Annotated in this window: 25 protein-coding genes; 11 read left to right on the forward strand and 14 right to left on the reverse strand. The window is 68.8% G+C overall.

Going from position 1 to position 23,740, the window contains the following annotated elements:
- The 3 genes from RTY13_RS16380 to htpX all read right to left on the reverse strand — a co-directional run.
- On the reverse strand, positions 1-1,123 hold a 1,123-nt coding region (locus RTY13_RS16380; RefSeq protein WP_312785079.1), incomplete at its 3' end, for a methyl-accepting chemotaxis protein.
- A gap of 149 nt (positions 1,124-1,272) precedes the next feature.
- A complete protein-coding gene (trmB, locus tag RTY13_RS16385) occupies positions 1,273-2,007 on the reverse strand; it encodes a tRNA (guanosine(46)-N7)-methyltransferase TrmB (protein WP_312785081.1) in 735 nt (244 codons plus the stop codon).
- Positions 2,008-2,049: 42 nt separating this feature from the next.
- Positions 2,050-3,012 carry a zinc metalloprotease HtpX gene (gene htpX, locus RTY13_RS16390; protein ID WP_312785083.1) on the reverse strand — a complete coding sequence of 321 codons (963 nt, stop codon included), beginning with the start codon at positions 3,010-3,012 and terminating at the stop codon, positions 2,050-2,052.
- A gap of 85 nt (positions 3,013-3,097) precedes the next feature.
- Here htpX and RTY13_RS16395 point away from each other — a divergent pair, with 85 nt between their 5' ends.
- Entirely contained in the window at positions 3,098-3,346 is a 249-nt protein-coding gene (locus RTY13_RS16395) for a DUF1674 domain-containing protein (protein ID WP_312785085.1), read from the forward strand.
- A 93-nt stretch (positions 3,347-3,439) separates the two neighbouring features.
- On the forward strand, positions 3,440-4,225 hold the full coding sequence (locus RTY13_RS16400; RefSeq protein WP_312785087.1) for a hypothetical protein: 786 nt from the start codon (positions 3,440-3,442) through the stop codon (positions 4,223-4,225).
- A gap of 69 nt (positions 4,226-4,294) precedes the next feature.
- Here RTY13_RS16400 and pyrF read toward each other — a convergent pair whose 3' ends face one another.
- Positions 4,295-5,017 (reverse strand): orotidine-5'-phosphate decarboxylase, encoded by a 723-nt coding sequence (gene pyrF / locus RTY13_RS16405; RefSeq protein WP_312785089.1) that lies wholly within the window; start codon positions 5,015-5,017, stop codon positions 4,295-4,297.
- A gap of 99 nt (positions 5,018-5,116) precedes the next feature.
- On the opposite strand from pyrF, the gene RTY13_RS16410 reads away from it, so the two are divergent.
- A complete protein-coding gene (locus tag RTY13_RS16410) occupies positions 5,117-5,815 on the forward strand; it encodes a MarC family protein (protein ID WP_312785091.1) in 699 nt (232 codons plus the stop codon).
- A gap of 122 nt (positions 5,816-5,937) precedes the next feature.
- On the opposite strand, the gene RTY13_RS16415 is transcribed toward RTY13_RS16410, so the two are convergent.
- The 5 genes from RTY13_RS16415 to RTY13_RS16435 form a co-directional block, all read right to left on the reverse strand.
- Positions 5,938-6,744 (reverse strand): SDR family oxidoreductase, encoded by an 807-nt coding sequence (locus RTY13_RS16415; RefSeq protein ID WP_312785093.1) that lies wholly within the window; start codon positions 6,742-6,744, stop codon positions 5,938-5,940.
- Positions 6,745-6,754: 10 nt separating this feature from the next.
- A complete protein-coding gene (locus RTY13_RS16420; protein ID WP_312785095.1) occupies positions 6,755-7,225 on the reverse strand; it encodes an Rrf2 family transcriptional regulator in 471 nt (156 codons plus the stop codon).
- 91 nt (positions 7,226-7,316) lie between these two features.
- Positions 7,317-8,390, reverse strand: coding sequence for a phosphotransferase family protein (locus tag RTY13_RS16425; protein WP_312785097.1), 1,074 nt, complete (start codon positions 8,388-8,390; stop codon positions 7,317-7,319).
- A 40-nt stretch (positions 8,391-8,430) separates the two neighbouring features.
- Entirely contained in the window at positions 8,431-9,924 is a 1,494-nt protein-coding gene (glpK, locus tag RTY13_RS16430) for a glycerol kinase GlpK (RefSeq protein WP_312785098.1), read from the reverse strand.
- Positions 9,921-10,229, reverse strand: a complete 309-nt coding sequence (locus tag RTY13_RS16435; RefSeq protein ID WP_312785100.1) for a hypothetical protein — start codon at positions 10,227-10,229, stop codon at positions 9,921-9,923. The genes glpK and RTY13_RS16435 overlap by 4 nt, the downstream gene beginning before the upstream one ends.
- 63 nt (positions 10,230-10,292) lie before the next feature.
- Here RTY13_RS16435 and RTY13_RS16440 point away from each other — a divergent pair, with 63 nt between their 5' ends.
- The 3 genes from RTY13_RS16440 (at position 10,293) to RTY13_RS16450 (ending at position 13,546) form a co-directional block, all read left to right on the forward strand.
- Positions 10,293-11,267, forward strand: a complete 975-nt coding sequence (locus RTY13_RS16440) for a threonine/serine dehydratase (protein WP_312785102.1) — start codon at positions 10,293-10,295, stop codon at positions 11,265-11,267.
- A gap of 58 nt (positions 11,268-11,325) precedes the next feature.
- The gene (locus tag RTY13_RS16445; protein WP_312785104.1) at positions 11,326-11,781 is read left to right on the forward strand and encodes a MaoC family dehydratase; all 456 of its coding nucleotides are present in this window, start codon (positions 11,326-11,328) and stop codon (positions 11,779-11,781) included.
- 91 nt (positions 11,782-11,872) lie between these two features.
- Positions 11,873-13,546: a sensor histidine kinase gene (locus tag RTY13_RS16450; protein ID WP_312785106.1), complete on the forward strand. Its 1,674-nt coding sequence runs from the start codon at positions 11,873-11,875 to the stop codon at positions 13,544-13,546.
- On the opposite strand, the gene RTY13_RS16455 is transcribed toward RTY13_RS16450, so the two are convergent.
- Positions 13,543-14,475, reverse strand: a complete 933-nt coding sequence (locus RTY13_RS16455; protein WP_312785108.1) for a Gfo/Idh/MocA family oxidoreductase — start codon at positions 14,473-14,475, stop codon at positions 13,543-13,545. The genes RTY13_RS16450 and RTY13_RS16455 overlap by 4 nt on opposite strands.
- A 5-nt stretch (positions 14,476-14,480) precedes the next feature.
- A complete protein-coding gene (locus tag RTY13_RS16460) occupies positions 14,481-15,641 on the reverse strand; it encodes a DegT/DnrJ/EryC1/StrS aminotransferase family protein (RefSeq protein ID WP_312785110.1) in 1,161 nt (386 codons plus the stop codon).
- Between the two features lie 199 nt (positions 15,642-15,840).
- Here RTY13_RS16460 and RTY13_RS16465 point away from each other — a divergent pair, with 199 nt between their 5' ends.
- From RTY13_RS16465 to RTY13_RS16475, 3 genes are all read left to right on the forward strand, one after another.
- The gene (locus RTY13_RS16465; RefSeq protein ID WP_312785112.1) at positions 15,841-16,959 is read left to right on the forward strand and encodes an AGE family epimerase/isomerase; all 1,119 of its coding nucleotides are present in this window, start codon (positions 15,841-15,843) and stop codon (positions 16,957-16,959) included.
- An 8-nt stretch (positions 16,960-16,967) separates the two neighbouring features.
- Complete coding sequence (locus tag RTY13_RS16470; protein ID WP_312785113.1) at positions 16,968-17,477, forward strand: HAD family hydrolase; 510 nt, start codon at positions 16,968-16,970, stop codon at positions 17,475-17,477.
- Positions 17,478-17,546: 69 nt separating this feature from the next.
- Positions 17,547-18,443, forward strand: a complete 897-nt coding sequence (locus RTY13_RS16475) for an alpha/beta hydrolase (RefSeq protein ID WP_312785114.1) — start codon at positions 17,547-17,549, stop codon at positions 18,441-18,443.
- 168 nt (positions 18,444-18,611) lie between these two features.
- Here the strand turns inward: RTY13_RS16475 and RTY13_RS16480 are convergent, their stop codons facing one another.
- From RTY13_RS16480 to RTY13_RS16490, 3 genes are all read right to left on the reverse strand, one after another.
- Entirely contained in the window at positions 18,612-18,836 is a 225-nt protein-coding gene (locus RTY13_RS16480) for an alkylphosphonate utilization protein (RefSeq protein WP_039245979.1), read from the reverse strand.
- Between the two features lie 67 nt (positions 18,837-18,903).
- Entirely contained in the window at positions 18,904-19,506 is a 603-nt protein-coding gene (locus RTY13_RS16485; protein ID WP_312785116.1) for a DUF4168 domain-containing protein, read from the reverse strand.
- Positions 19,507-19,657: 151 nt separating this feature from the next.
- A complete protein-coding gene (locus tag RTY13_RS16490; protein ID WP_312785118.1) occupies positions 19,658-21,700 on the reverse strand; it encodes an NAD(+) synthase in 2,043 nt (680 codons plus the stop codon).
- Positions 21,701-21,887: 187 nt separating this feature from the next.
- On the opposite strand from RTY13_RS16490, the gene ftsY reads away from it, so the two are divergent.
- A complete protein-coding gene (gene ftsY, locus RTY13_RS16495; RefSeq protein WP_312785120.1) occupies positions 21,888-22,823 on the forward strand; it encodes a signal recognition particle-docking protein FtsY in 936 nt (311 codons plus the stop codon).
- A gap of 4 nt (positions 22,824-22,827) precedes the next feature.
- Positions 22,828-23,472, forward strand: coding sequence for a septation protein IspZ (locus RTY13_RS16500; protein WP_312785122.1), 645 nt, complete (start codon positions 22,828-22,830; stop codon positions 23,470-23,472).
- Positions 23,473-23,740 lie beyond the last annotated feature (268 nt).

The following is a 23,740-nucleotide window of genomic DNA, read 5'->3' on the forward strand; positions in this document are numbered from 1 at the left end:
CGGCCTGCTGCTCGGTGCGGCGCGACAGGTCGTCCGAGGCCTGCGAAATCTCGCTCGAACCCGAACGGATGGCGGCGACGTTGTCGACAACCACGGCCACGGCCTGCTCCAGCTGGGCGATGGCGGTGTTGAAGTCGGTCTTGAGCTGCTCGGAGCGCTGCGCCACCTGGGCCGTCATCCGGTGGGTCAGGTCGCCGTTGGCCATGGCCTGCAGGCCCTGGCCCAGAGCCGTGACGGCGACGCGATCCTCCTCGGCGACGCGGGCCTTTTCGGCCTCGACGCGGACCCGTTCCTCCTCGGCCTCCTGTCGAGCGACGGCGGCCTCGGCTTCCAGACGCTCGTTGGCGATGGCCGCGTCACGGAAGACTTCCAGAGCCCCGGCCATGCGGCCGATCTCGTCGTGACGGGCCAGACCCGGAATTGCGGTCGCCTTGTCGCCATCGGCCAGACGTTTCATGCGGTCGGCCAGGGCCACGACCGGACCCGCGACCGAACGGCCCAGCATCCAGCCGGCCACGCCCATGGCCAGGGCCACCGCCAATGCCATGCCGCCCAGGGTCAGGGCCGCACGCGCCACGGCGGCGACGATCTGGTCCGTATAGACGCCCGAACCGACCACCCAGCCCCAGGGCTTGAAGACCTTGACGTAGGAAATCTTGGACGCCGGCTCGTCCTGACCCGGCTTGGCCCAGCGATAGTTGAGGAAGCCCGCGCCGTCGCGGCGCGCGATCTCGGTCATCTCACGGAACATGAAGATGCCGTCGGCGTCGGTCTTGGCGCTCAGGTCCTGACCTTCAAGCTCCGGCGTGAACGGGTGCATGACCATGCGCGGCTGCATGTCGTTGACCCAGAAGTAGTCGTCCTGTCCGTAGCGCAGGGCGCGCAGGGTCGACAGGGCCGCCGCCTGGGCCTGGGGCCGCGTCATGACGCCCAGCTGTTCCTGGGCCTGATAGTGGGACACGACGCTGTGCGCGACCTCGACCGTCTTCTGGGTCCGGTCGGCGATTTCAGCGCGCATCACGCTGTCGAGCTTCATCAAGGAGAGGCCCGTCACCAAAAGCAGGCCGGCCACCGCCAGCACCGACAACAGGTTCACCCTGCCGCCGATCGTCAAACTACGCATTCGTCATATCCCCTGACTGTCAGGGTCAACATGAAGAACGCCGGTAAACGCCCCGGAAAATCCGCTCTGCGTAGAAACCCCTGCGTAACCGCCCTTACGACCTAGGTCGTAGTCGGGCTCAAACCCCGATCAGGCCGCGCGCTCCGAACCTAGGCCTGACGCTGGAATTCCAGGAAGATCGGCGTGGTGTCGCCCAGCTTCTTTTCCTCATAGCGGGTGACGACGTGATCGGCGGGAACGGCGAACCAGTCGGCGCCCTCAGCCTCGATCCGCGTCAGGCCCGGCGTGCGCGCCAGCCGCTCCAGCGCCCATTCGGCATAGTCCAGCCAGTCGGTGACGAAGCGCACCTTGCCGCCGGGTTTCAACAGGCGGGCGACCTCGACCGCCGTCTCGTCCTGCAACAGACGGCGCTTGTTATGGCGCGCCTTGTGCCAGGGGTCGGGGAAAAGGATCATCACCCGGTCCAGCGAGGCGTCCGGCAGGGCCGACATCACGGCGCGGGCGTCGTCGGCGTGCAGACGCACGTTCTTCAGACCGCCCTCCTCCACATGACGCAGGGCCGAGGCCACGCCGTTGAGGAAGGGCTCGCAGCCGATCATCAGGGCGTCGGGGTGGCGCGCCGCCTGTTCGGCCAGATGCTCGCCGCCGCCGAAGCCGATCTCCAGCCAGGCTTCTTTCGCTTCGGGCATCAGGGCGACCGGGTCGATCGGGCCCTTGCTCGGGTCCGGCACGGCGATCTGCGGCATCAGGGTGTCGAACAGGGCCGCCTGACGCGCCTTGATCGGCCGCGACTTGATGCGCCCGAACGAGCGCAGCGGGCCGTGGGCCTGGGCCCACTCGGGACGGTCTTGATCAAAGGCGGGGGCGTCGGGCTTGTCGGTCATGGCGCGCGCTCTACCCCCTTAAGGCCGCGCACGCAAAACAGATCAGCCCCAGGGACCGCGCGGCGCGCTCGACGTCGAGGGGGTGGTCGGCACGCTGGTCGAGGGGCGCTCCGCAGCCAAGGGCGCCGCCGCCGGACGTCGGCCCATGCCCATCTTCGTCCCCAGCTCCATCAGGGCGCGCACGCGGTTGCCGGTCGCCGGGTGGGTCGAGAACAGGTTGTCGGCGCCCTTTCCGTTCAATGGATTGATGATGAACATATGGGCCGTGGCCGGGTTGCGCTCGGCCGGGACGTTCACCGCGCCCCGGGCATAGGCCTCGATCTTCTGCAGGGCCGAGGCCAGGGCCTGGGGGTCGTCGGCGATCTCGGCGCCGACGCGGTCGGCTTCGTATTCGCGGGCGCGGCTGATGGCCATCTGCACCAGACCCGCCGCCATCGGGGCCAACAGCATCAGGGCGAGGGTCCCGATCAGGCCGCCGGGCCGCTCGCGATCATCACCGCCGCCGAAGAAGAGGGCGAAGTTGGCCAGCATGGCGATGGCGCCCGCCACCGTGGCCGTCACCGTCATGGTCAGGGTGTCGCGGTTCTTCACATGGGCCAGTTCGTGGGCCATCACCCCGCGCACCTCCTCGCGCGTCAGCATGTCCAGCAGGCCGCTGGTGGCGGCCACGGCGGCGTTCTGCGGATTGCGGCCGGTGGCGAAGGCGTTGGGCTGGTCGTTGGGTATGATGGTGATGGTCGGCAGGGGCAGGCCCGCATCCGTCGCCATCTGCTTGACGTCGGCGACATAGGCCCGGACCACGGCGTTGGGATGACGCTCGTCCACCACCTGGGCCCGATACATCTTCAGCACGATCTTGTCGGCGTTCCAGTAGCTGAACAGGTTCATCCCCGCCGCTGCGACCAGGGCGATGACCATGCCGGGGCCTTTGCCGATCAGATAGCCCAGCCCCATGAACAGGGCGGTCATCACGGCCAGCAGGGCGAAGGTCTTGAGATGGTTCATCGGGTCCGGGCGTCGTCAGGGGTGGCGTCGAAAGCCTGAACCTCTATTTGAGGCCCTGTATCCCCGCCCTCAAGGCAGACCCCCTGTGACCGAACAGCCCACCCCGCCCGCCGCCGACGACGTTGAAGCAGCTCCCGCCCTCAACGCGGACGTGCCCCACGCCACGCCGGAACGGCCTTTGAGCGCGGTTGCGCGTCGCGCCCTGCTGGAAGCGGCCGAACGTCGCAAGGCCGCCGAAGCCCAGGTTCTGGACGCCGAACACGGCGGTCCGCGCGGTCCCGAGCCCACCCGCTACGGCGACTGGGAGAAGAAGGGTCTGGCGATCGACTTCTGATCGCGGGCATCCTCTCGCTCGCGCGAGGGGAGAATATTGAACGCTTCCGCCCAAACCGCATTAACCTTTGCGGCTGAAACAAGGAGCGTGGCCATGAAGGCTGTTCTGTACATCGCCGTCGGCGCGGCCCTGCTCGTCGCCGGGACCGCCGAGGCCCAGCAACGGCAGGTTCGCTATAACGCCGCGTCAGGCTACGCGCCCCAGGTCTACGGCCAGCGCGGCCCCATCGTCGAAAGCCGGGTCCAGACCTATTACAGCGACACTGGCTGGCAGGGCGGCTATGCCCCCGTCGAGGCCTATGGCTATGGTTACGGCTACGGCGGCGCGGGTTACCGTCCCCCGGTCGTCGTCGCCCCGCAACAGCAGCCGATCCGTCACGGCGGCTATGGCTATGGCTATGGCGGCGCAACCCGCTCCATGCCCTTCGGCTATACCGTCGACGGCTATGGCCGCTACCCGTGGGCGCGCGGCTATGGATACGGCCAGTATCAACAGGGCTATTACCATGGCGGCTATGATCAGGGCTGCCGCTGCGGCCCGCCGCCGCAGCCGGTCTACGTCAGCCAGCCCCCGGTCTATGTCTCGCAACCGCCCGTCTATGTGGAATCGCCGCCGGTCTATGTGCAGCCGGCCCCGGTCTATGTCGAACCGGCCCGCGTCCAGGTCGCCCCGCCACCGGTCTATGTGGCCCCGCCCCAAGTCGAGGTCGCCCGGCCTCAGGTCTATGTCGAGCCGCCCCGCGTCGAGGCCGCGCCCCCGGTCGTGAACTTCGAACAGGGCTACTACGCCGTGCCGCCGCCTCCGCCGCCTCCTCCGTACCGGTCGCCGACCGAGCGGCCCTACACGCCCTACGCCCAGGAGCCGGGTGAGCGGGGCTGATCACGACAAAGGGCGGCCCCCGCAAGGAGACCGCCCTTTTTGTTTCACGTGGATCAATAGGTTGCGCGATCAGATCAGGGCGATCTCCGCTGTGATCGCTTGCGCCGCCGCGCGCGGATCGACGCCGGCGGTGATCGGGCGTCCGACCACCAGATGGGTTGCGCCGGCTTCCAGGGCGCTGGCCGGGGTCGCCGCCCGCGCCTGATCGTCCAGGGCCGCGCCCGTCGGCCGCACGCCCGGCGTCACGATCAGGAAGTCCTCACGTCCCGCCGCAAGCGCAATTTCACGCACGCGCGCCGCCTCATGCGGGCTGGAGACCACGCCGTGGATTCCCGCCTCCAGCGCCTGACGCACCCGCAGTTCAACCAGATCGGCCGCCGACAGGCTGTGATCGTCCGCCTTCAGGTCCTCCTCGGTCAGGCTGGTCAGGACCGTGACGCCCAGGATCTTCAGGTCCGAGCCCGCCGCGCCGCGCGCCGCCGCCGCCATGACCTGAGGCCGGGCGTGGACGGTCAGCAGGTCGCAACCCGCATGGGCCAGCACCGCCGTCGCCTTCTCCACCGTCGCGCCGATGTCGTGCAGCTTCCAGTCGAGGAAGACCTGGGCGCCCGCCGCCTTCAACTCGCGCGCCAGGCCCATGCCGTCCGAGGCGAACAGTTGCAGCCCGACCTTGTAGAAGCCGACCGCGTCGCCGATCCGCTCGACCAGGGCCCGGGCCTCGTCGGTCGTCGGCACGTCCAGGGCGCAGATGACGCGCGGGTCGAAGGGGCGATTAGGGCGGTCTGCGGACATTTCCGGCTCTCGGCGGGTTGCAGGCGCGCGCGGATGCCCCGATAGGTGGGACCAAGGGTCGCGGGGTCGCGCGGCGGGATTTAAGGGCGGGGGCAAGCAATGAACGCGGTCGATCTGGGGGTCAACCTGTTCGTGGCGCTGTTCGCGCTGCTGGACCCTATCGGCAATGTGCCGATCTTCGCCGCCGCCACCGCCGGGGCCTCGCTGCGCCAGCGCATCACCGTCTCGGCCATGATCTGCGCCTTCGCGGCGGTCTTCCTCGGCTTCTTCTTCTTCACGGGCCTGGGCCTGCTGCAGTTCTTCGGCATCTCCCTGGCCGCCTTCCGCATCGCCGGCGGCATCCTGCTGCTGCTGCTCGGCCTCGACATGGCGCGCGAGGACTTCCTCAAGATCTTCGCCGACGCCGACGCCGTGACCGACGCCAAGGACGTGCGCGGCTACGCCAAGCGCCGCTTCAAGCGCCTGATCGTGCCCTTCGCCATTCCGCTGATGATCGGTCCGGGCGCCATCTCGGCCATCATCATCAACGCCGGCGAGGCCCAGAAGCTGGGCGCGACAGGCACCGCCGCCTCCCTCACCGCCATGGTGGCCGCCTGCGTCGTCACCTTCGTCTGCTTCGCCTGCACCGGCCCGATCAGCCGCATCCTCGGCGACGTCGGCATGGCCATCGTGGTGCGGGTCCTGGGCCTGATCCTGTGCGCCCTGGCCATCCAGTTCATCCTCGCCGGACTGGGCGAGGCCATCCCCGGCATGTTCAGCAGCCTGGTCACCGCCCCCTACCCCGCCGGCGGCCACTGATCTCAACCGTCATCCCGGCCGTAGCGAAGCGAAGAGCCGGGACCGCCCAAGACTCAATGGTCAGCGTTTCTGGCGGTCTCGGATAGCGGCTTCGCCGCTTCCGGGATGACGGCGGTTGATTGCTAAAGTCTGTCCAGCCGTTTGGCGTGGCCGCCGACCATCTTCAGCGCCAGGGCGTCGGGCAGCATCCCGCCCAGGGCCGCCAGCACATTGTTGGCGAACCCCGGCGTCACACGCGGGCGGTTGGCCTCGACCGCCTCCCAGCCGATGCGGGCCACGCGGTCGGCCTCCATCCACATCCACTTGGGATAGGCGCTCGACACCTGCTCGCGCGAGCCGTTGACGTCGTGGAACTCGGTATAGGTGTAGCCGGGGCACAGGGCGGTGACGTGAACCCCCGTCCCCTGCATCTCCAGCCACAGGCCCTGAGACGCCTTGATCAGGAAGCTCTTGATCGGGCCGTACAGGGTGTCGCCCCCGGTCGCCGGCATCTGTCCGGCCAGCGAAGCCACGTTCAGCACCCGGCCCCAGCCGCGTTCGACCATGCCGGGCAGCAGCAGCCGCGACAGTTCGACCGGCGCGGTCAGCATGACGCGGATCATGGCGGCGTGGTCGTCAGGTTCGGTGGCCAGAAAGCCCGTGGTGCGGCTGAAGCCGGCGTTGTTGATCAGGCCGTCGACGCGCAGCCCCCGCGTCTTCATCGCCTCGACCAGGGCCGCAGGCGCGCCCGGCTCGGCCAGATCCGCGACAACGACGCTGGCCGTCACGCCGTGCTTCGCCGCCAGATCATCCGCCAGAGCCTGCAACGGTCCTTCGCGCCGCGCGGTCAGGATCAGGTCATGACCCCGCCCGGCGCACTCGCGCGCCAAGGCCGCGCCGATGCCGGCGCTGGCCCCCGTAATCAGGATGGTTCTGCGCGTCTCCCCCAAGCGACGCGCGTCAGGCGGCGACGGGGCAGGAGCCGTGCGGCGCGAAATCGCGCAAGGAAGCCGGGTCAGCCTCCAGCAGGTCGGCGATGGTGATCTTGGACAGGGCCGCGCCCGCGGCCTGATCCGCGGCGGTCAGGGCCTTGGCCACCTGACGCGGAATGTGCTCGCCGACCGGGCAGCCCTTGGCCCCGGCGGGGGTCGAGCCCAGATGGGCGCAGCCGTTCACCGCCTTCAGCACCTCGTCCAGACGGATGGTCTCGGGCTGGCGCAGCAGCCAGGATCCGCCCGAGGCGCCGGGGCGCGTGGCGATCAGTCCCGCCTTGGCCAGCAGGGCCGTCACCCGGCGGATGACCACCGGATTGGTCGGCACCGAGGCGGCCAAAACGGCGCTGGGCGCGGCGTCGGCGGCCGAATAGGCGCCCTTGTGGGCCAGGTAGGCCAGGGCGTGGGCGGCGACGGGGAATTTTTGGCTGTCAGACATCTTGATCAATGCTCCAGACCGGAAGGTAGGGCTTCCGGCGCCGTTTCACAAATCCAACCGCAACAAAAACTGTTTTAATTATCGCCAAGCTTCACGCCCCGGCCTTGCAGGCGAAGCTCCAGGCCGCGTCCGACAGGGGCTCGACCTGGGCCGCCATGGTCCTGGCGTGGGCGCTGGCGGCGGTGCCGTCGCGCACTCGACCGGCGATGCCCTGACAGATGGCCGCCAGCCGGAACAGGTTGTAGGCGAACAGCCAGTCCAGGTTCTGGAGCGCCGCCGTCCCGGTCTTCTCGGCATAGCGTTCGACCGTCTCTTCGACCGAGGGAATGCCCAGGGCCTTCAGGTCCGCGCCCGCCAGACCATTCCTCAAGCTGGCCGGAATGACCCAGGCGATCAGCAGATAGGAGAAGTCGGCCATGGGATCGCCGAGGGTCGACAGTTCCCAGTCCAGCACCGCCCTGACCTTGGCTGCATCAGGGTCGAGGATCATGTTGTCGAGGCGGAAGTCGCCGTGGACGATCCGCGTCGGGCCTTCCGGCGGCAGGCTGTCGGGCAGGAAGGCGATCAGCCGATCCATGGCCGGTACGGGGTCAATTTCCGAGGCCCGATACTGCTTGGTCCAGCGCCCGACCTGGCGCGCGAAGTAGTTGCCCGGCCTGCCGTAGCCTCCCAGACCGATGGCGGCGGGGTCGAAGGCGTGCAGGGCCGCCAGCGTATCCGTCTGCGCCTCATAGATGGCCCGGCGCTCGGCCGGGGCCAGCCCCGGCAGCTTCAGGTCCCAGAAGACCCGCCCCTCGACCTTGTCCATGACATAGAAGACCGAGCCGATAACGGCTTCGTCCGTGCACAGAGCATGGGGCCGCGCGACCGGAAAGCCTTGCTGGTGCAGGGCCGAGATGACGGTGAACTCGCGGTCCACGGCGTGGGCGCTGGCCAGCAAGGTCCCCGGCGGCTTTCTGCGCAGGACATAGGTCCGGCCCGGCGTGGTCAGCTCATAGGTCGGGTTCGACTGCCCGCCCTTGAACTGGCGAAGGGTCAGAGGCCCGGCGTAACCCTCGACATTGGCGCTCAGCCAGGCGTCCAGCGCCGCCTCGTCCAGACGATAGCGCTCGTCCACCTCGCGCGTGCCGGAAAAGGCGGATTGCGCGTCCAGCTGATCGGTCATGGTCCTCTCCCCTCGCCCGCGCTCTTTGGCGTGCGTGCGATCACTCGGCGGCGATGATGGCGGCCTTCACCGCCCCGCGCCAGCCCTTCAGCAGCCGCGTCCGCTCCGCCTCGCCCATGCGCGGGCGCCAGACGGCGGGGGCCTCGGCGGGCGCGGTCCAAAGCTCCGGGGTCAACCCGACGCCGAAGGCCGCCAGCCGCGCCGCCCCCATGGCCGTCATCTCCTGGAAGGCCGGACGCTCGACCTCGACCTCGCAGATGTCGGCGACGAACTGCATGGCGAAGGCGTTGGCGGTGACCCCGCCGTCGACCTTGAGCCGCGTCAGCGACGGCGCGCCGTCCTTGACCAAGGCGTCCAGCAGGTCGCAGGTCTGATAGGCCAGGCTCTCCAGCGCCGCCCGCACGAAGTGGGCCGGGCCGCTGTCGCGGGTCAGGCCGATGACCGTCCCCCTCGCCTCGGGCTGCCACCAGGGCGCGCCCAGACCGGTGAAGCCGGGCACCAGATAGACCCCGCCGTTGTCCTTCAGCGTCTGTGCCATGGCCTCGGACTGACGCGAATCCGAGATGACCTTCAACCCGTCGCGCAGCCACTGGATCGCCGACCCCGCCGAGAAGATGGAGCCTTCCAGCCCATAGGCGACCTGACCGTCCGCCGCATAGCCCAGCGTCCCCAGCAGCCGCGAGGTCGAGGCCACCGGCTGATCCCCGACATTGGCGACCAGAAAGGCCCCGGTGCCGTAGGTGATCTTGGCGTCTCCCGCCGCCAGCGCCCCATGGCCGACCAGGGCCGCCTGCTGGTCCCCCGCCGCGCCATGAATGGGCAGAGCCCGCCCGAACAGGCTGGCGTCGCAATCGCCCAGATGATCGGCGCAGCCCCGGATTTCCGGCAGGGCCTGCATCGGCACCTTGAAAAGGTTGCAAAGATCATCGCGCCACTGCAGCGTCCGCAAGTCCATCAGACTGGAGCGGCTGGCGTTGGTGGCGTCGGTGACGTGACTTTGCCCGCCCGTCAGCTTCCAGATCATCCAGGCGTCGATGGTGCCCAGCTTAACCTCGCCCCTCTCGGCCCGCTCCCGCGCCCCCGGCACGGCGTCCAGCAGCCAGGCGTATTTCGAGGCCGAGAAATAGGGGTCGAGGATCAGGCCCGTCGCCGCCTGCACCTCGGCCTCATGGCCCTCCGCCGCCAGCCGCGCGGTCACATCCGCCGTGCGCCGGTCCTGCCAGACGATGGCGCGGTGCAGGGGCTCGCCGGTCGCCGCGTCCCAGATGACCGAGGTCTCCCGCTGGTTGGTGATGCCCACGGCGGCGAAGCGTTCCACGCCGCCCGCCTTCCTCACCACCTCGCGACAGGTCTGCAGGGTCGCGCGCCAGATCTCGGCCGCGTCATGCTCGACCCAGCCCGACTGCGGAAAGTGCTGCGCCAACTCGATCTGGCTCACGGCGACCGAATGGAAGGCGCCCTCGGGCGTAACCTCAAAGGCGATGGCCCGCGTCGAGGTCGTGCCCTGGTCGATGGCGAGGATGAGACGGGTCATGGCGCGCGGCTTCTCCAGGTTTCGACCAAGGCGAGTGCTGAGTTCAGAAGGCTGTCAAACTCGGCCACACCTCCACGCCAGGTCTGCTCGAATTCCTGATTGTCGTTGGTGTCTACCGAACGGGCGGTCACGACAACCGCGTCGGCGGCGGGCGGATCAATCACAATCTGAAAGCAGTCAAAAGTCGCGCGGCCGCCGATATAGAAAAATCTGGCCGGCGCCTCCGCCCACTCCTTGACCACGGTCCAGCCATTCTCGGCGGCCCGGCGGTCCAGTTGCGCGTCTATGATCGAATAGGGGTCCATGACGGCGATCCTGCGGGGTGCAGGCCGTATCGACAAGCGAGCAGATGGGGGTATTGGCATCCTATGCACACGCCCAGCTTCCAAGGCGTCCTCGACGCCGCCCGCCAGATCGCCCCCGCCGCCGTGCGCACGCCGCTGATCGAGCATCCGGCCCTGAACGCGGCCATCGGCGGCCGCGTCCTGATGAAGGCCGAGACGCTTCAGGTGGCTGGCGCCTTCAAGTTTCGCGGGGCCTACAACCGCATCAGCCGTCTGACGGACGACGAACGCAAACGGGGCGTCGTGGCCTATTCCTCGGGCAACCACGCGCAGGGCGTGGCGGCGGCGGCGCAGGCGGTCGGGACCCGCGCCCTGATCGTCATGCCGTCGGACAGCCCCACGGTGAAGGTCGAGGGCGTGCGCGCCTTCGGCGGCGAGGTGCGCTTCTACGACCGCTGGAGCGAGAGCCGCGAGGCCATCGGCGCCGAGATCGCGGCCGAGCGCGGCTCCATCCTGGTCCCCCCCTTCGACGATCCCTTCATCATCGAGGGCCAGGGCACGGTCGGCCTGGAGATGCTGGAACAGGCGGGCGTACCGATGAACCAGTTGCTGTGCGGCGCCTCGGGCGGCGGCCTGATCGCCGGGCTCAACCTGGTCATGGCCGAACAGAGCCCCGCCACCCGCGTCATCGTGGTCGAGCCCGAGGCCTTCGACGACACCCGCCGATCGCTGGCAGCGGGCGAACGCACCCCTCACCCACAGGGCGCTCCCTCCATCTGCGACGCCCTGATGGCGCCCATGCCCGGCGAACTGACCTGGCCGATCAACCAGCGCCTGGCGGGCGCCGCCGTCGTCACCGACGCCGAGGTCGCCGAGGCCATGCGCTTCGCCTTCCGCTGGCTGAAGCTGGTGATCGAGCCGGGCGGCGCCGTGTCCCTGGCGGCCCTGCTATCCGGCAAGGTTGCGGCCCAGGGCCTGACCACCGGCCTGGTCCTGTCGGGCGGCAACGTCGACCCCGGCCTGTTCGCCGAGATCATCGAGGGGCGGTTCGAGGGCTGACCCGCCCCTTGCGCCCGCCCGCGACGCAGGCAAGGCTGCGTCAAACGGAGGGGCCCCGATGACGAAGCCGAGCGAACTGCCATCCCTGATCGGACAGGAGGTCGGCCTCAGCCGCTGGATAGAGGTCGATCAGGCCCGCATCGACGCCTTCGCCAGGATCACCGAGGACGAGCAGTTCATCCACGTCGACCCGGAACGGGCGAAAGCGACCCCCTTCGGCGGAACCATCGCCCACGGTTTCCTGACCCTCAGTCTGGCCTCGGCCATGAGCTATGACGCCGTCGCCCCGCTGGACGGCGTGGTCATGGCGGTCAACTACGGCTTCGATAAACTGCGCTTTCTCGCACCGGTTCCGGCCGGATCGAGGGTGCGCGGCCGCTTCAGACTGCTGTCCGCCGAAGACAAGGGAGGCGGCCGCTGGCTGCTTAAGCACGAACTCACCGTCGAGATCGAGGGCGGCGACAAACCCGCCCTGATCGCCGAATGGCTGGGGATGCAGATGGTGAAGGCCTGAGTCTCACCCGTTTCCGGCGCTGGACAAGGACGGGATAACGGCGCTCCAGTAACCATAGTCCGCGCACGGTCAGATCGAGGGAGGCTGGACAGTGCACCTTCACGGCGTTTCCGTCTTCGACGGCCTGTCCTTTCTGGTGGCGGTCTTGGCCGCATGGACGGCGCTGGACCTGTTCCGGCAGGTACGCAGCCGTCAGGGTGCGACACGGCTGGTCTGGCTGGCGATCGCGGCGACCGCCATGGGCGGCGGCATATGGTCGATGCACTTCATCGCCATGCTCGGCTCTGAATCCGGTCTCGCGGTTCGCTATGACCCGACGCTCACCATCGCCTCCTTCCTGTTGGCGGTCATCGGCTCCAGCCTCGCCTTTCTGATCGCCGCCGGCCGGCCTGGTCGTCGCCGCATGGTCCTGGCCGGCGTGGTCATGGGCGCCAGCATCTGCGCCATGCACTATGTCGGCATGGCGGCGCTGAGAACCGCGGCGACCCTGGCCTACGCCCCCGGCCTGGTCGCCCTGTCCGCGGCCATCGCCCTGCTCGCCTCGATCGCCGCCCTGTTCGCCGTCGAGCAGGACCGCTCGCGCCTGTGGCGGCTGGCGGCGGCCCTGATCCTGGGCCTGGCCGTGGTCGGGATGCACCACGTCGCCATGTCGGCCCTGACCGTGTCCCCCGTTCAGGCGACGGCGCAGCTCCAGCCCCTCGGCGCGTCCCCCCTGATTCTGGCTGTCGGGGTCGCGGCCGTGACCATCGTCATCCTCTTCCTGGCCCTGACCGCCTCCATGATCGGCCAGCGCGACAAGCTCATCTCCATCATCGACGCGGGCGGGGTCGGCTATTGGGAGTTGACCCTTCCGGCGCAGACCCTCTGGCTGTCGGGTCGCGCGCGCAAATACCTCGGCCTGGCGCGTGGCGAGCCTTTCGAGACCGCCGACCTTCCCCGCATACTCAAACCCGAGGACATGATCAAAAGAGCCGAGGCCCTGCGGCGCGCCCTGGCTGGCGAGGGCGATTACGCAGCCGAGTATCAGATGCGCGACAGCGGCCGCTGGCTTCAGGTGCGTGGCCGACTGATCCGCTCGCGGTCGGGCAAGCCGATCAAGCTGGCGGGCGTCATCACCGACGTCACCGACCGGCATCAGGCCTTCGCCGCCCTGGCCACCAGCGAGCATCGCCAGCGCCTGCTGATCAATGAGCTGAACCACCGGGTGAAGAACACCCTGGCCACCATCCAGTCCATCGCCGCCCTGACGGCGCGTCGCTCCAGCAGCGTCGAGGACTTCATGCGCCTGTTCGAGGCGCGGCTGATCGCCCTGTCGGACACCCACAACCTCTTGACCGCCAACGGCTGGGAGCGCGCCCGCCTGCGCGATCTGATCCTGCTGGAGTTCCGTCCCTATGCCGAGGACCGGCTGCGGATGCAGGGACCGGAGGTGACGCTGGAGGCCGAACAGGCCCTGTCCATGGGCCTGATCTTGCACGAACTGGTCACCAACGCCGCCAAATACGGCGCCCTCAGTTGCCCTGAAGGCGCGCCCGGTTGGGTCGATGTCGCCTGGAGCGAGGCTGACGCCGACGGCCTGATCACCCTGGACTGGATCGAGCAAGGCGGCCCAAGCGTCGCCCCGCCCACGCGCTCAGGCTTCGGCTCGCGTCTCATCGACGTCAGTATTCGCAACACCCTCGCCGGATCGGCGGCCATGGACTATGCCGATGGCCGCCTGCATTGCCGCCTGAGGTTCCGACCGGGCGGCTCGCCTAAGACCTAGCGCTCGCCCAGGCAGCGCAGGGCGACTTCCAGATTGCGCAGGCCGTCCTCGCCCGAGACCGCCGCCGTCTCGCCGGTGCGGATGGCGTGGACGAAGGCCTCGTGTTCCTTCTTCAGCGGTTCCGCCGGCCAGGAGTTGAGCATCCGCGTCGAATAGGAACCGTCCGGCTGCTGGCCGAAATACTCGGTCACCTGACGAGTGATCAGGTCGGCGACGATGAAGCGGTTCTTGGTGGCCACCTGCAGGGTGCGGGTCTTGTAGGGCGTGACCCAGTTGGTGGTGATGTGGGCGATCACGTCATTGGCCATGCGGAACTGCAACAGGGCCGAGTCCTCGCGCGAGGCGTGGGTGTGACCCAGCAGCGACTGGACCTCGACGACTTCGGAACCCGTCAGATGGCGAATGATGTCGATGTCGTGCACCGCCAGGTCGATGACCACCCCGACCTCGCCCATGCGCGGCGGGAAGGGGCCGACGCGGGTGATCTGGATGGAGATGATCTCGTCGCCGTCGATGGCGCGCTTGACCGTGTCCACCGCCGGGTTGAAGCGCTCGACATGGCCGACCATCAGGACGCGGTTATTGGCCTTGGCCGCGTCGATCATGGCCTGGGCGTCAGCCACGGTGGCGGCGATGGGCTTCTCGACCAGGACATGGACGCCCGCGTTCAGAAGGGCTGTGCCCAGTTCGGCGTGGAAGCGGTTCGGCGTGGCGATGACGGCGGCGTCCAGACCGGCGGCGACAAAGGCCTGAGCCGTCGTCACGGCGGTCGCGCCATAGGCTTCGGCCACGCCCTCGGCGGTCACGGCGTCGGGATCGAAGACGGTCGTCAGTTCGACATCGCGCAGTTCGGACAGGACGCGGGCGTGGTTGCGGCCCATGACGCCGGCGCCGGCGACGCCGATCTTGAGGGGGGTCTGCTGGGTCATGAGGATCAGGCCTTGAAGCTGGCGACGGCGGCGATGATGCGATCCTGCGTCGCCTCGTCCAGGTCCGAATGCATCGGCAGGCTGATGACCCGTTCCATCAGACGCTCGGTCACCGGCAGGCCCTGCGGTCCGCGCGGATACATGTCGTAGGCCGGCTGCAGGTGCAGCGGGATCGGGTAATAGACCGCCGTGGGGATGCCCTCGGCCTTGAGGTGCGCGGCCAGGCCGTCGCGGTCCTCGTGCTCGATCGTATATTGCGCCCAGTTCGAGATATTGCCCGCCGGCACGTCCGGCACGGCGGCGACGTGGGGGCGCAGGCCTTCGTTGTAGCGGGCGGCGATGCGGTTTCGCCACTCGATCTCCTGACCGAAGACCTTCAACTTCTCGATCAGGACGGCGGCCTGGATGGTGTCCAGACGGCTGTTCAGGCCGATGCGCATGTTCAGGTATTTGGGGTCGTGGTCGAAGGTCTTGTCCTTCAGATCGACCGCCACCGCCTTGCCGTGGACGCGGATGGAATCGATCAGCTGGGCCAGTTCGTCGTCATTCGTCAGCACCGCCCCGCCGTCGCCGTAGCAGCCCAGCGGCTTGGCCGGGAAGAAGCTGGTGGTGGTGATGTCGGCCCACTTCAGCGGGTGTTCGCCGTTGATGGTGCAGCCGAACCCTTGCGCCGAGTCCGAGATCAGCTTCAGGCCGTATTTGTCGCAGATCGCCTTGATGGCCGGATAGTCGGCGGGCTGGCCGAACAGGTCGACGGCGATGACCACGCGCGGCGTCAGCCGGCCTTCCTTCAGCGTCGCCTCGACGGCGGCCTCCAGATGGGCGGGGCTCATGTTGTAGGTCTTCTCGTCCACGTCGATGAAGACCGGCTCGGCGTCGAACCACGGCACCACTTCAGCGGTGGCGGCGAAGGTGAAGCTGGGCACGAAGACGGCGTTGCCGCGACCGATGCCCCAGGCCATCAGCGGCAGTGCCAGGGCGTCGGTGCCGTTGGCGCAGCCCAGGGCGTGCTTGGCCTGACCAAAGGCGGCAAGGTCGGCCTCGAACTGGCGCGCCTGCGGGCCCATGACCCAGGCGCCGCCGACGACGGCGTCGGCGACGGCGGCCTCGATCTTGCCGCCGAGGCGAAGGCGCTGGGCCTGAAGGTCGATGAAGGGAATGGTCATGTGGGGTCGCTCTCTCGGTGGGGGCCGCGCAGGCGGAACTCGGTTCGGCGCGCGGGCGCGAAGGCGGATCAACTATCTTGAGCGCCTCCTACCAAAGCCCGGGGCCTCTCGACAAACCCATGAGGGTCACTTCGCGTTGCCGGTTGCAACGAAAGCCCGGCTTGGCAAAGCCCGCAAGCCTGCCTAAGCCCGACGGATCATGACGCTTTCGACGACGCAGAATCGGGTCCGCGACTGGCTGTTCGGCCAGGCTCTGCCGTTGTGGGCCGAGGCCGGGATCGACGCCGGGGGCCGCTTCTTCGAAAAGCTGGACTTCGACGGCCGCCCGATCACCGGCGTTCCGCGCCGCACGCGGGTCCAGGCGCGTCAGGTCTATGTCTTCGCCGAAGCCGCCGCCCTCGGCTGGCCAGAAAAGGAAAATGGCGGCGAGGCGGTCGCCCGGCGTGGACTGGACGCCCTGATCGCCGCCTGTCGCCGGGACGACGGCCTGTGGGTCCGCGCCCTCGACGACGCAGGCGCCGTCATCGACCCCACGCCCGATCTCTACGACCTGGCCTTCGTCCTGTTCGCCCTGGCCGCCGCCCATCGGGTCTTGAAGGACGAGCGCGCCCGACCGCTGGCGCTGGAAACCCTCGCCGCCATTGAGGCCCGGATGGCCGACCCGGCCCACGGCGGCTGGCAGGAGGCCCTGCCCCCGGTCCTGCCGCGCCGCCAGAACCCGCACATGCACATGCTGGAGGCCCTGCTGGCCTGGCAGACGATCGCTCCCGACCCGGCCTTCGAGGCGGCGGTGCGGAGCGTGCTCGACCTGTTCAACCGGCGCTTCTTCGACCGCGAACACCTGATGCTGGGCGAGTTCTTCACCGCCGACTGGTCCATCGCGCCCGGCGGCGCGGGACAGGTCGTCGAGCCGGGCCATCACATGGAGTGGATCTGGCTGCTGGATCAGGCCCGCCGTCTCGGCTTCGACGGCCACGAGCGACCGGCCCAGGCCCTCTTCGCCTCGGCCCTGACCAACGGCTTTAACCCCCAGGGACTGATGGTCCGCGAGATCGACCGCATCGGCGTGGTTCGCGACGGCGGCTGTCGCCTGTGGGGCCAGACCGAGGCCATCCGCACCCTGCTGCTGCGCGGCCGCACCGACCAGGCCCTGACCCTGACCGAGACCCTGTTCGCCACCCACCTGGCCGCCCCGACGCCCGGCCTGTGGATCGACAGCTACGACGCCGAAGGTCGTCCTCAGGACGTCTCGGTTCCTGCCTCGACCCTCTACCACCTGATGACCGCCTTCTCGGCCCTGCTGACGGAGCCCGCATGAGCCGCCCCATGAAGCGACCTGGCGCCTTTCTCGACCGCGACGGCGTCCTGATCGTCGATTGCGGCTATCCGCACCGCCCGGACCAGCTGGTCCTCATCCCCGGCGCCGCCGAGGCGGTGAAGCGGCTGAACGACGCCGGCTATGTCGTCGTCATCGTCACCAACCAGTCGGGCGTGGCGCGCGGCCTGTTCAGCGAAGAGACCATGCACGGCTTCAACGCCCTGCTGGTCGAGCGTCTGGCCGAGAGCGGCGCCCGCATCGACGCCGTCTACGCCGCCCCGCACCACGCCGAGGCCGTGGACGCGCGCTATCGCCATCCCGACCATCCCGACCGCAAGCCCAATCCGGGCATGCTGCTGAAAGCCATCGCCGAGCACGACCTCGACCCGGCCCGTTCGCTGATGATCGGCGACCAGCCATCCGACATGGAGGCGGCGCGACGCGCGGGCGTGGCCGGGCATCGCTTTGTTGAAGGCGGCGACCTCGATCAATTCGTCGTGGGGCTGCTGACAGCCTGATCGCAATTCTTCACTTGGTGAATTAACCTTGCCGCCAAGGTTAATAAGAAACTGCCGGAGAAGACGCCCATGCCCGCCCAGACCTCGCCCTTCGCCGATCGATACGTCGAACGCCGCTGGACCTCGCCTGACGGCCTGAGCCTGTTCGCCCGCGACTACGCCCCGGCGGCGGGCGAGGCGAAGCTGCCGGTCATCGCCATCCATGGCCTGACCCGCAACAGCGCCGATTTCGGCGCCATCGCCGGATTGATCGCCCAGACCGGCCGCCGGGTGTTGGCCGTCGACGTGCGCGGACGCGGCCTGTCGGATCGCGCGCCCGACCCCATGACCTACACGCCCGACGTGTATGCGGGGGACGTCATCGACCTGATGGAGCAAGCGGGCGTCGGCCGGGCGGTCTTCCTCGGCACCTCCATGGGCGGGCTGATCACCATGGCCCTGACAGCGATCAGGCCCCGGGCCGTCGCCGCCGCCGTTCTCAACGACATCGGCCCCGAGGTCGCGGCCGAGGGCCTGGCCCGCATCGCGGCCTATACCGGCCGAAAGGTCGAGATCATCACCTGGGCGGACGCCGCCGCCTACGCCCGCGACATCAACGCCGTCGCCTTCCCCCACTACGGCGACGCCGACTGGGAGGCCTTCGCCCGCCGCATCTTCCGTCAGGACGCCGACGGCCGGCCCGCGCTGAACTACGACCCCGACATCTCGGTCCCGATCAAGGCGGCGGGGGCTTCGGCCCTGGTCCCCGACCTGTGGCCGGCCTTCACGGCCCTGACCGATGGTCGCCCGACCCTGCTGGTGCGCGGCGGAACCTCGGACCTGCTCAGCGCGGACATCGCCGTTCGAATGCGCGAGGCGGCGCCCGGCATGGCCTATGTCGAGGTTCCGGGGATCGGCCACGCCCCCATGCTGGACGAGCCCGAAGCCCGCGCCGGCATCCTGACCTTCCTGGCGGGCGTCGGCTGACAAGCCGCGTCATCCCGGCCGAAGCACAGCGCAGAGCCGGAACCGCCGCACACGTCGCCGTTTGAATGTCGCGCCTGTCGCGGTCCCGGATAGCGGCTCACGCCGCTTCCGGGATGACGGTCTGTGGGCAAGCGGGCCTCAAGTAGCGCGAAGCGCGGTAGGCCCAGACTATGCCTTCTTGACGAACTCGGTCCGCAGCACCAGGCCGCGCACCTTCTCGACATTGGCCTCGATCTCGTCGGGGTCGCCGGTCAGGCGGATGTTCTTGACCAGGGTCCCGCGCTTCAGCGTCACCCCGCCCGAGCCCTTGACCTTCAGGTCCTTGATCAGGGTCACGCTGTCGCCGTCGGCCAGCAGATTGCCGTTGGAGTCCTTGGTCACGTCGTCGGTCATGGTCGATCCTGCCTGATGTAGAGAAAGGGGGCCGTCGCATCCGCGACAGCCCCCGCCTCCTCAGGGCCTATTCGGCCACACGCGCCTGGGCAAGGGCGATCCGCGCCTGAAGATGCGCATCCTGGCCCGTGGCGGCGGAAATGGCGTTGAAGCGCTCGATCTCCAGACCGGCGTCCGTGATGGCCGAGGCCATCTGCGCCTGCTGCTCGGCGTTCGGCTGGGCGCCGTTCAGGGCGCGGGCGATGCCCGAGATTTCGCCCATGGCGGCGGCGAACTGACCGGCCTCGGCGTCGGTGACGCTCGCCCCGACCGAGCCGGGCGCGGACGGCGTCGTCCCCGCCACGGCGGCGCGGGCCTGCAGCACGGGATCGCCCGAGACAGCGGCCGAAATGGCGTTGAAGCGTTCGACGGCCAGGCCCGAGTTCTGCACGGCGGCGGCCATCTGGGCCTGCTGGTCTTCGGTCGGGGTTCCGTTCTGGACGGTCGCGGCCACGCTCTGGACCGTCTTCATGGCGGCGGCGAACTGGGCCAGTTCGGCATCGGTGGGTTCACCCGCCGGCGCCTGTGCGGCGGCGGGCGGGGGGGGCGCGGCGTCCTGCGCCAGGGCAGGCGCGGCGGTCAGAAACAGGGCCAGAATGGCGGTCGGGGCGGCGGCCGTTGCAAAACGCATGGCTTATCCTTCTGCAGTCCCGAACGCTCAGCCCAAGGCTGACCCGGACAGGTCCGGGCTCTCCCGCACGACCGGGTTGTGTCAGGCTCACAGAGGGCGGGGAGGCCCGAACGCTAACCCGCGTCATGCGGGCGCGTAAACCCCAGGCCCGTCAATCGGGCGTATGGGCGTCCAGTTCATCCAGCCACACCCGCGCCGAGGAATCCGACGGCGCCCGCCAGTCGCCGCGCGGCGACAGCGACCCGCCCGTGACCACCTTCGGCCCGTTCGGCACGGCCGAGCGCTTGAACTGGCTGGTCTGGAAGAAGCGGATCAGGAACTTCCGCAACCAGCCCTTGATGGTCGGCAGGTCATAGGCGACCCGCTCGGCCTCCGGCAGACCCGCTGGCCAATGGCCGGTCGATGCGTCCCCCCAGGCCTGATGCGCCAGGAAGGCGACCTTGGACGGCTTCAGGCCGAACCGGCTGATGTAGAACAAGAAGAAGTCGTTCAGGGCATAGGGGCCGACAATGCTCTGCGTCGACTGGATCGCCCCGTCAGCGCCCGCCGGCACCAGCTCGGGCGATATCTCGGTGGCGAGAATCGCGTGAAGCGTCGGAACCGCCGCCTCGCCCACCAGACCGCGCTCGGCCACCCAGCGGATCAGGTGCTGGATCAGGGTCTTCGCCACCCCGCCGTTGACATTGTAGTGGCTCATGTGGTCGCCGACGCCGTAGGTGCACCAGCCCAGGGCCAGTTCCGACAGGTCGCCGGTGCCCAGCACAAAGCCGTGGTTCTGATTGGCCAGCCGGAACAGGTAGTCGGTGCGCAGCCCCGCCTGGACGTTCTCGAAGGTGATGTCGTGGACCGGCTGGCCATTCGAGAATGGGTGGCCGATGTCGCGCAGCATCTGTTCAGCGGCGGGGCGGATATTGATCTCGGCCCCGGTGACGCCCAGCGCATCCATCAGCGCCCAGGCGTTGGATTTCGTCCCTTCCGACGTCGCGAACCCCGGCATGGTGAAGGCCAGAATGCCGGCGCGCGGCAGCGCCAGCCGATCAAAGGCGCGGCAGGCCACCAGCAGGGCCTGGGTCGAATCCAGCCCGCCCGAGACGCCGATCACCAGGGTCTTCGCCCCCGTCGCCGTCATGCGCCGCATCAGGCCCTGGACCTGGATGTTGAAGGCCTCGAAGCAGTCCTGATCCAGTCGCGCGGCGTCGTCCGGCACGAAGGGGAAGCGGTCCAGCGGGCGGATCAGGGCGCCCGTCGCCCCCTCCCCCGCCTCGAACGGAACCACCGTCGCGGCCTCGCCTTCCAGTCGGGCGCAGTCGGCGAAGGTGCCGTTGCGCAGGCGGTCCAGACCGATGCGGTCCACGTCCACGTCGGCGACGGTCAGATGGCTGTGCAAAGCGAAGCGTTCGCCCTCGGCCAGCCGCGCGCCCAGTTCGTGAATGGTCGCCTGACCGTCCCACGCCAGATCGGTCGTGCTTTCGCCCCAGCCCGAGGCGGCGAAGACATAGGCCGACAGGGTGCGCGCCGACTGACTGGCGCACAGCAGGGCCCGCTCATCGGCCTTGCCGATGACGATGTTGGAGGCCGACAGGTTGCACAGGATGCGCGCCCCCGCGAGTGCCGCCCGCGTCGACGGCGGCTGCGGCGCCCAGAAGTCCTCGCAGATCTCGACGGCGAAGACGAAGCCCGGCCGGTTCGTCGCCTCGAACACCAGACCCGGCGCGAAATCGACGCTCTCACCGTTCAGGACGACGGCATCCTCGGATCGGCTGGCGGCGGGCGCGAACCAGCGCTTCTCGTAATATTCCCGGTAGTTGGGCAGATAGGTCTTGGGCACGACGCCCAGCACCTCGCCCCCGCCCAGCACGACGGCGCAGTTGAACAGGGCGTCGCCGTTGCGAACCGGCGCGCCGATGACGGCGATCACGCCCGCCTCGTCCGCGACCTCGGCCAGTTCGGCGATGCGGCGCTCGACCTCTTCCAGCAGGGCCGCCTGCATGTGCAGGTCGTCGATGGCGTAGGCGCTCAGCGACAGTTCGGGAAAGACCAGCAGGTCCACCCCCGCCTCGCCCGCCTGGCGGATCAGGGCTGCGTGCTCCTCGGCGTTGGCGACCGGGTCGGCGACATGGACCACCGGGGTCGCGGCGGAGACGCGCACGAAGCCGTGGCTGCGCGGGGCGTGGAAGGAATGCGTCTTCGCCATCGATCTTTCCGCTCATCCCGGCGGACGCCGGGATCCAGTGAGAGCCGCAGGCACAAACCCTACGGCCTTGCTGATCAATATAGGGTTGCGCCCCCGAAGCCAAAGCACTGGGTCCCCGCCTCCGCGGGGATGAGCGGGGCGTTGGAAGTTCGTGACCTGCGAACCGCTGTCGGCTAAGGCTCGCAGCATGAGCGATACGCCCAAAAAAGGCTGGTTCCAGCGACTGAGCGCGGGTCTGTCCCGGTCTTCGAAACAGATGACCGAACAAGTCGTCTCGACCTTCGTGAAGGAGCCTCTGTCCGAAGAGGCGCTGGAGCGTCTGGAAGAGCACCTGATCGAGAGCGACCTGGGCCCCGCCGCCTCGGCCCGCATCGTCGAGCGCTTCCGCGAGCTGCGCTTCGGCAAGTCGTCCGACGAGCGCGAGATCAAGGAAGCCCTGGCCGAGGCCGTGGCCGCCGAGCTGACGCCGCGCCAGGCCAGCTTTGATCCCCTCAGCGGGCCCAAGCCCTATGTCGTCCTTTTCGTCGGGGTGAACGGCTCGGGCAAGACCACGACCCTGGGCAAGATCGCGTCCGATCTGACGGCCAAGGGCGCCCGGGTGATGATCGTCGCCGGCGACACCTTCCGCGCCGCCGCCCGCGAACAGCTGAAGGTCTGGGCCGAGCGCGCCGGGGCTGATTTCGAGAGCCGCCGCGACGGCGCCGACGCCGCAGGCCTCGCCTTTGACGCCTATACCAAGGCCAAGGCCGAGGGCTATGACGTGGTCCTGATCGACACCGCCGGGCGGTTGCAGAACAAGTCCACCCTGATGGACGAACTGCTGAAGATCGTCCGCGTGCTGAAAAAGGTCGACGCCGACGCCCCGCACGAGACCCTGCTGGTGCTGGACGCCACCGTGGGCCGCAACGCCCTGGAGCAGGAAAAGATCTTCGGCCGCACCGCCTATGTCTCGGGCGTGGTGATGACCAAGCTGGACGGCACGGCGCGCGGCGGGGTCCTGGTCCCCGTGGCCCAGGCCTCGGACGCACCGATCAAGCTGATCGGCGTCGGCGAGGGCGTCGACGACCTGCAACCCTTCGACGCGCGCGCGTTTTCCCGGTCTCTGGTCGGGCTCGAGGACTGAGTGGATGAGTGAAGCCGTCGAAACCAAACGTCCGCAGTGGATTCGCCAGGTCGTCGATTTCGGCGCCCTGATCGCCTTCATGGCCGCCTATTTCATCACCCGCGACATGATCAAGGCGACCTGGGTCCTGGTCATCGCCTCGGCCATCGCCCTGGCGGTCGGCTTCGTTCTGGAGCGCCGCCTGGCGCCCATGCCCCTGATCACCGGCGGCTTCGCCCTGGTCTTCGGCGCCCTGACCATCCTCACCGACGACGACCTGTTCGTGAAGCTGAAGCTGACGGTGCAGAACGGCCTGCTGGCCGCCGTGCTTCTCGGCTCGCTGCCGCTGAACAAGTCCCCGTTCAAGGCCCTGCTCGGCTCGGCCATCAAGGTGACGGACGCCGCCTGGCGCACCCTGACCCTGCGCTACGGCCTCTATTTCCTGGCCGTCGCCATCGCCAACGAGGTCTTCCGCAGCCCTGCCGCCGTCACCGCCATCTGGTCGGCGCTGAACCTGGGGACGCCCGACCCCAACGGCGTCTGGACCGCCTTCCGCGGCGTCCTGTGGATCGCCGCCTCCATCTTCGGCCTGTGCCAGGTGCCTCTGATCATGAAGAACATGATCAAGGACGAAGAGCCCGGACCCATCTCGCCCGACACGGGGCTCTGACCCCTCCCCGTCATCCCGGCCAAGCCCGCAGGGGCGCCGAGCCGGGACCGCCGCAGACGCAACCTTGAGCTATAGGCGGCGTTCCTCTGCGGTCCCGGATAGCGGCTGCGCCGCTTCCGGGATGACGAGGACCCTACGGGGCCTCAAGTAGTGCGAAGCAGGATAGGCCGACAAGAACGGCCTCAAGCAGCCCGCAAGCGCGGTAGGCCAACAAAATGTCTTCAAACCGTCAGGCTTTCCGTCGTCAAAGCGTAAAGCGCGGCTGTTA

The sequence above is a fragment of the Brevundimonas sp. genome (genome assembly GCF_032055285.1).
Classification (GTDB): Bacteria; Pseudomonadota; Alphaproteobacteria; order Caulobacterales; family Caulobacteraceae; genus Brevundimonas.

Bases quoted from the DNA above. Each gene is read 5' to 3' on its own strand.
- trmB (WP_312785081.1), bottom strand. From the start codon at position 2,007: ATGACCGACAAGCCCGACGCCCCCGCCTTTGATCAAGACCGTCCCGAG.
- htpX (WP_312785083.1), bottom strand. From the start codon at position 3,012: ATGAACCATCTCAAGACCTTCGCCCTGCTGGCCGTGATGACCGCCCTG.
- RTY13_RS16400 (WP_312785087.1), top strand. From the start codon at position 3,440: ATGAAGGCTGTTCTGTACATCGCCGTCGGCGCGGCCCTGCTCGTCGCC.
- pyrF (WP_312785089.1), bottom strand. From the start codon at position 5,017: ATGTCCGCAGACCGCCCTAATCGCCCCTTCGACCCGCGCGTCATCTGC.
- RTY13_RS16410 (WP_312785091.1), top strand. From the start codon at position 5,117: ATGAACGCGGTCGATCTGGGGGTCAACCTGTTCGTGGCGCTGTTCGCG.
- RTY13_RS16420 (WP_312785095.1), bottom strand. From the start codon at position 7,225: ATGTCTGACAGCCAAAAATTCCCCGTCGCCGCCCACGCCCTGGCCTAC.
- RTY13_RS16425 (WP_312785097.1), bottom strand. From the start codon at position 8,390: ATGACCGATCAGCTGGACGCGCAATCCGCCTTTTCCGGCACGCGCGAG.
- glpK (WP_312785098.1), bottom strand. From the start codon at position 9,924: ATGACCCGTCTCATCCTCGCCATCGACCAGGGCACGACCTCGACGCGG.
- RTY13_RS16435 (WP_312785100.1), bottom strand. From the start codon at position 10,229: ATGGACCCCTATTCGATCATAGACGCGCAACTGGACCGCCGGGCCGCC.
- RTY13_RS16440 (WP_312785102.1), top strand. From the start codon at position 10,293: ATGCACACGCCCAGCTTCCAAGGCGTCCTCGACGCCGCCCGCCAGATC.
- RTY13_RS16445 (WP_312785104.1), top strand. From the start codon at position 11,326: ATGACGAAGCCGAGCGAACTGCCATCCCTGATCGGACAGGAGGTCGGC.
- RTY13_RS16455 (WP_312785108.1), bottom strand. From the start codon at position 14,475: ATGACCCAGCAGACCCCCCTCAAGATCGGCGTCGCCGGCGCCGGCGTC.
- RTY13_RS16460 (WP_312785110.1), bottom strand. From the start codon at position 15,641: ATGACCATTCCCTTCATCGACCTTCAGGCCCAGCGCCTTCGCCTCGGC.
- RTY13_RS16465 (WP_312785112.1), top strand. From the start codon at position 15,841: ATGACGCTTTCGACGACGCAGAATCGGGTCCGCGACTGGCTGTTCGGC.
- RTY13_RS16470 (WP_312785113.1), top strand. From the start codon at position 16,968: ATGAAGCGACCTGGCGCCTTTCTCGACCGCGACGGCGTCCTGATCGTC.
- RTY13_RS16475 (WP_312785114.1), top strand. From the start codon at position 17,547: ATGCCCGCCCAGACCTCGCCCTTCGCCGATCGATACGTCGAACGCCGC.
- RTY13_RS16480 (WP_039245979.1), bottom strand. From the start codon at position 18,836: ATGACCGACGACGTGACCAAGGACTCCAACGGCAATCTGCTGGCCGAC.
- RTY13_RS16485 (WP_312785116.1), bottom strand. From the start codon at position 19,506: ATGCGTTTTGCAACGGCCGCCGCCCCGACCGCCATTCTGGCCCTGTTT.
- RTY13_RS16490 (WP_312785118.1), bottom strand. From the start codon at position 21,700: ATGGCGAAGACGCATTCCTTCCACGCCCCGCGCAGCCACGGCTTCGTG.
- ftsY (WP_312785120.1), top strand. From the start codon at position 21,888: ATGAGCGATACGCCCAAAAAAGGCTGGTTCCAGCGACTGAGCGCGGGT.
- RTY13_RS16500 (WP_312785122.1), top strand. From the start codon at position 22,828: ATGAGTGAAGCCGTCGAAACCAAACGTCCGCAGTGGATTCGCCAGGTC.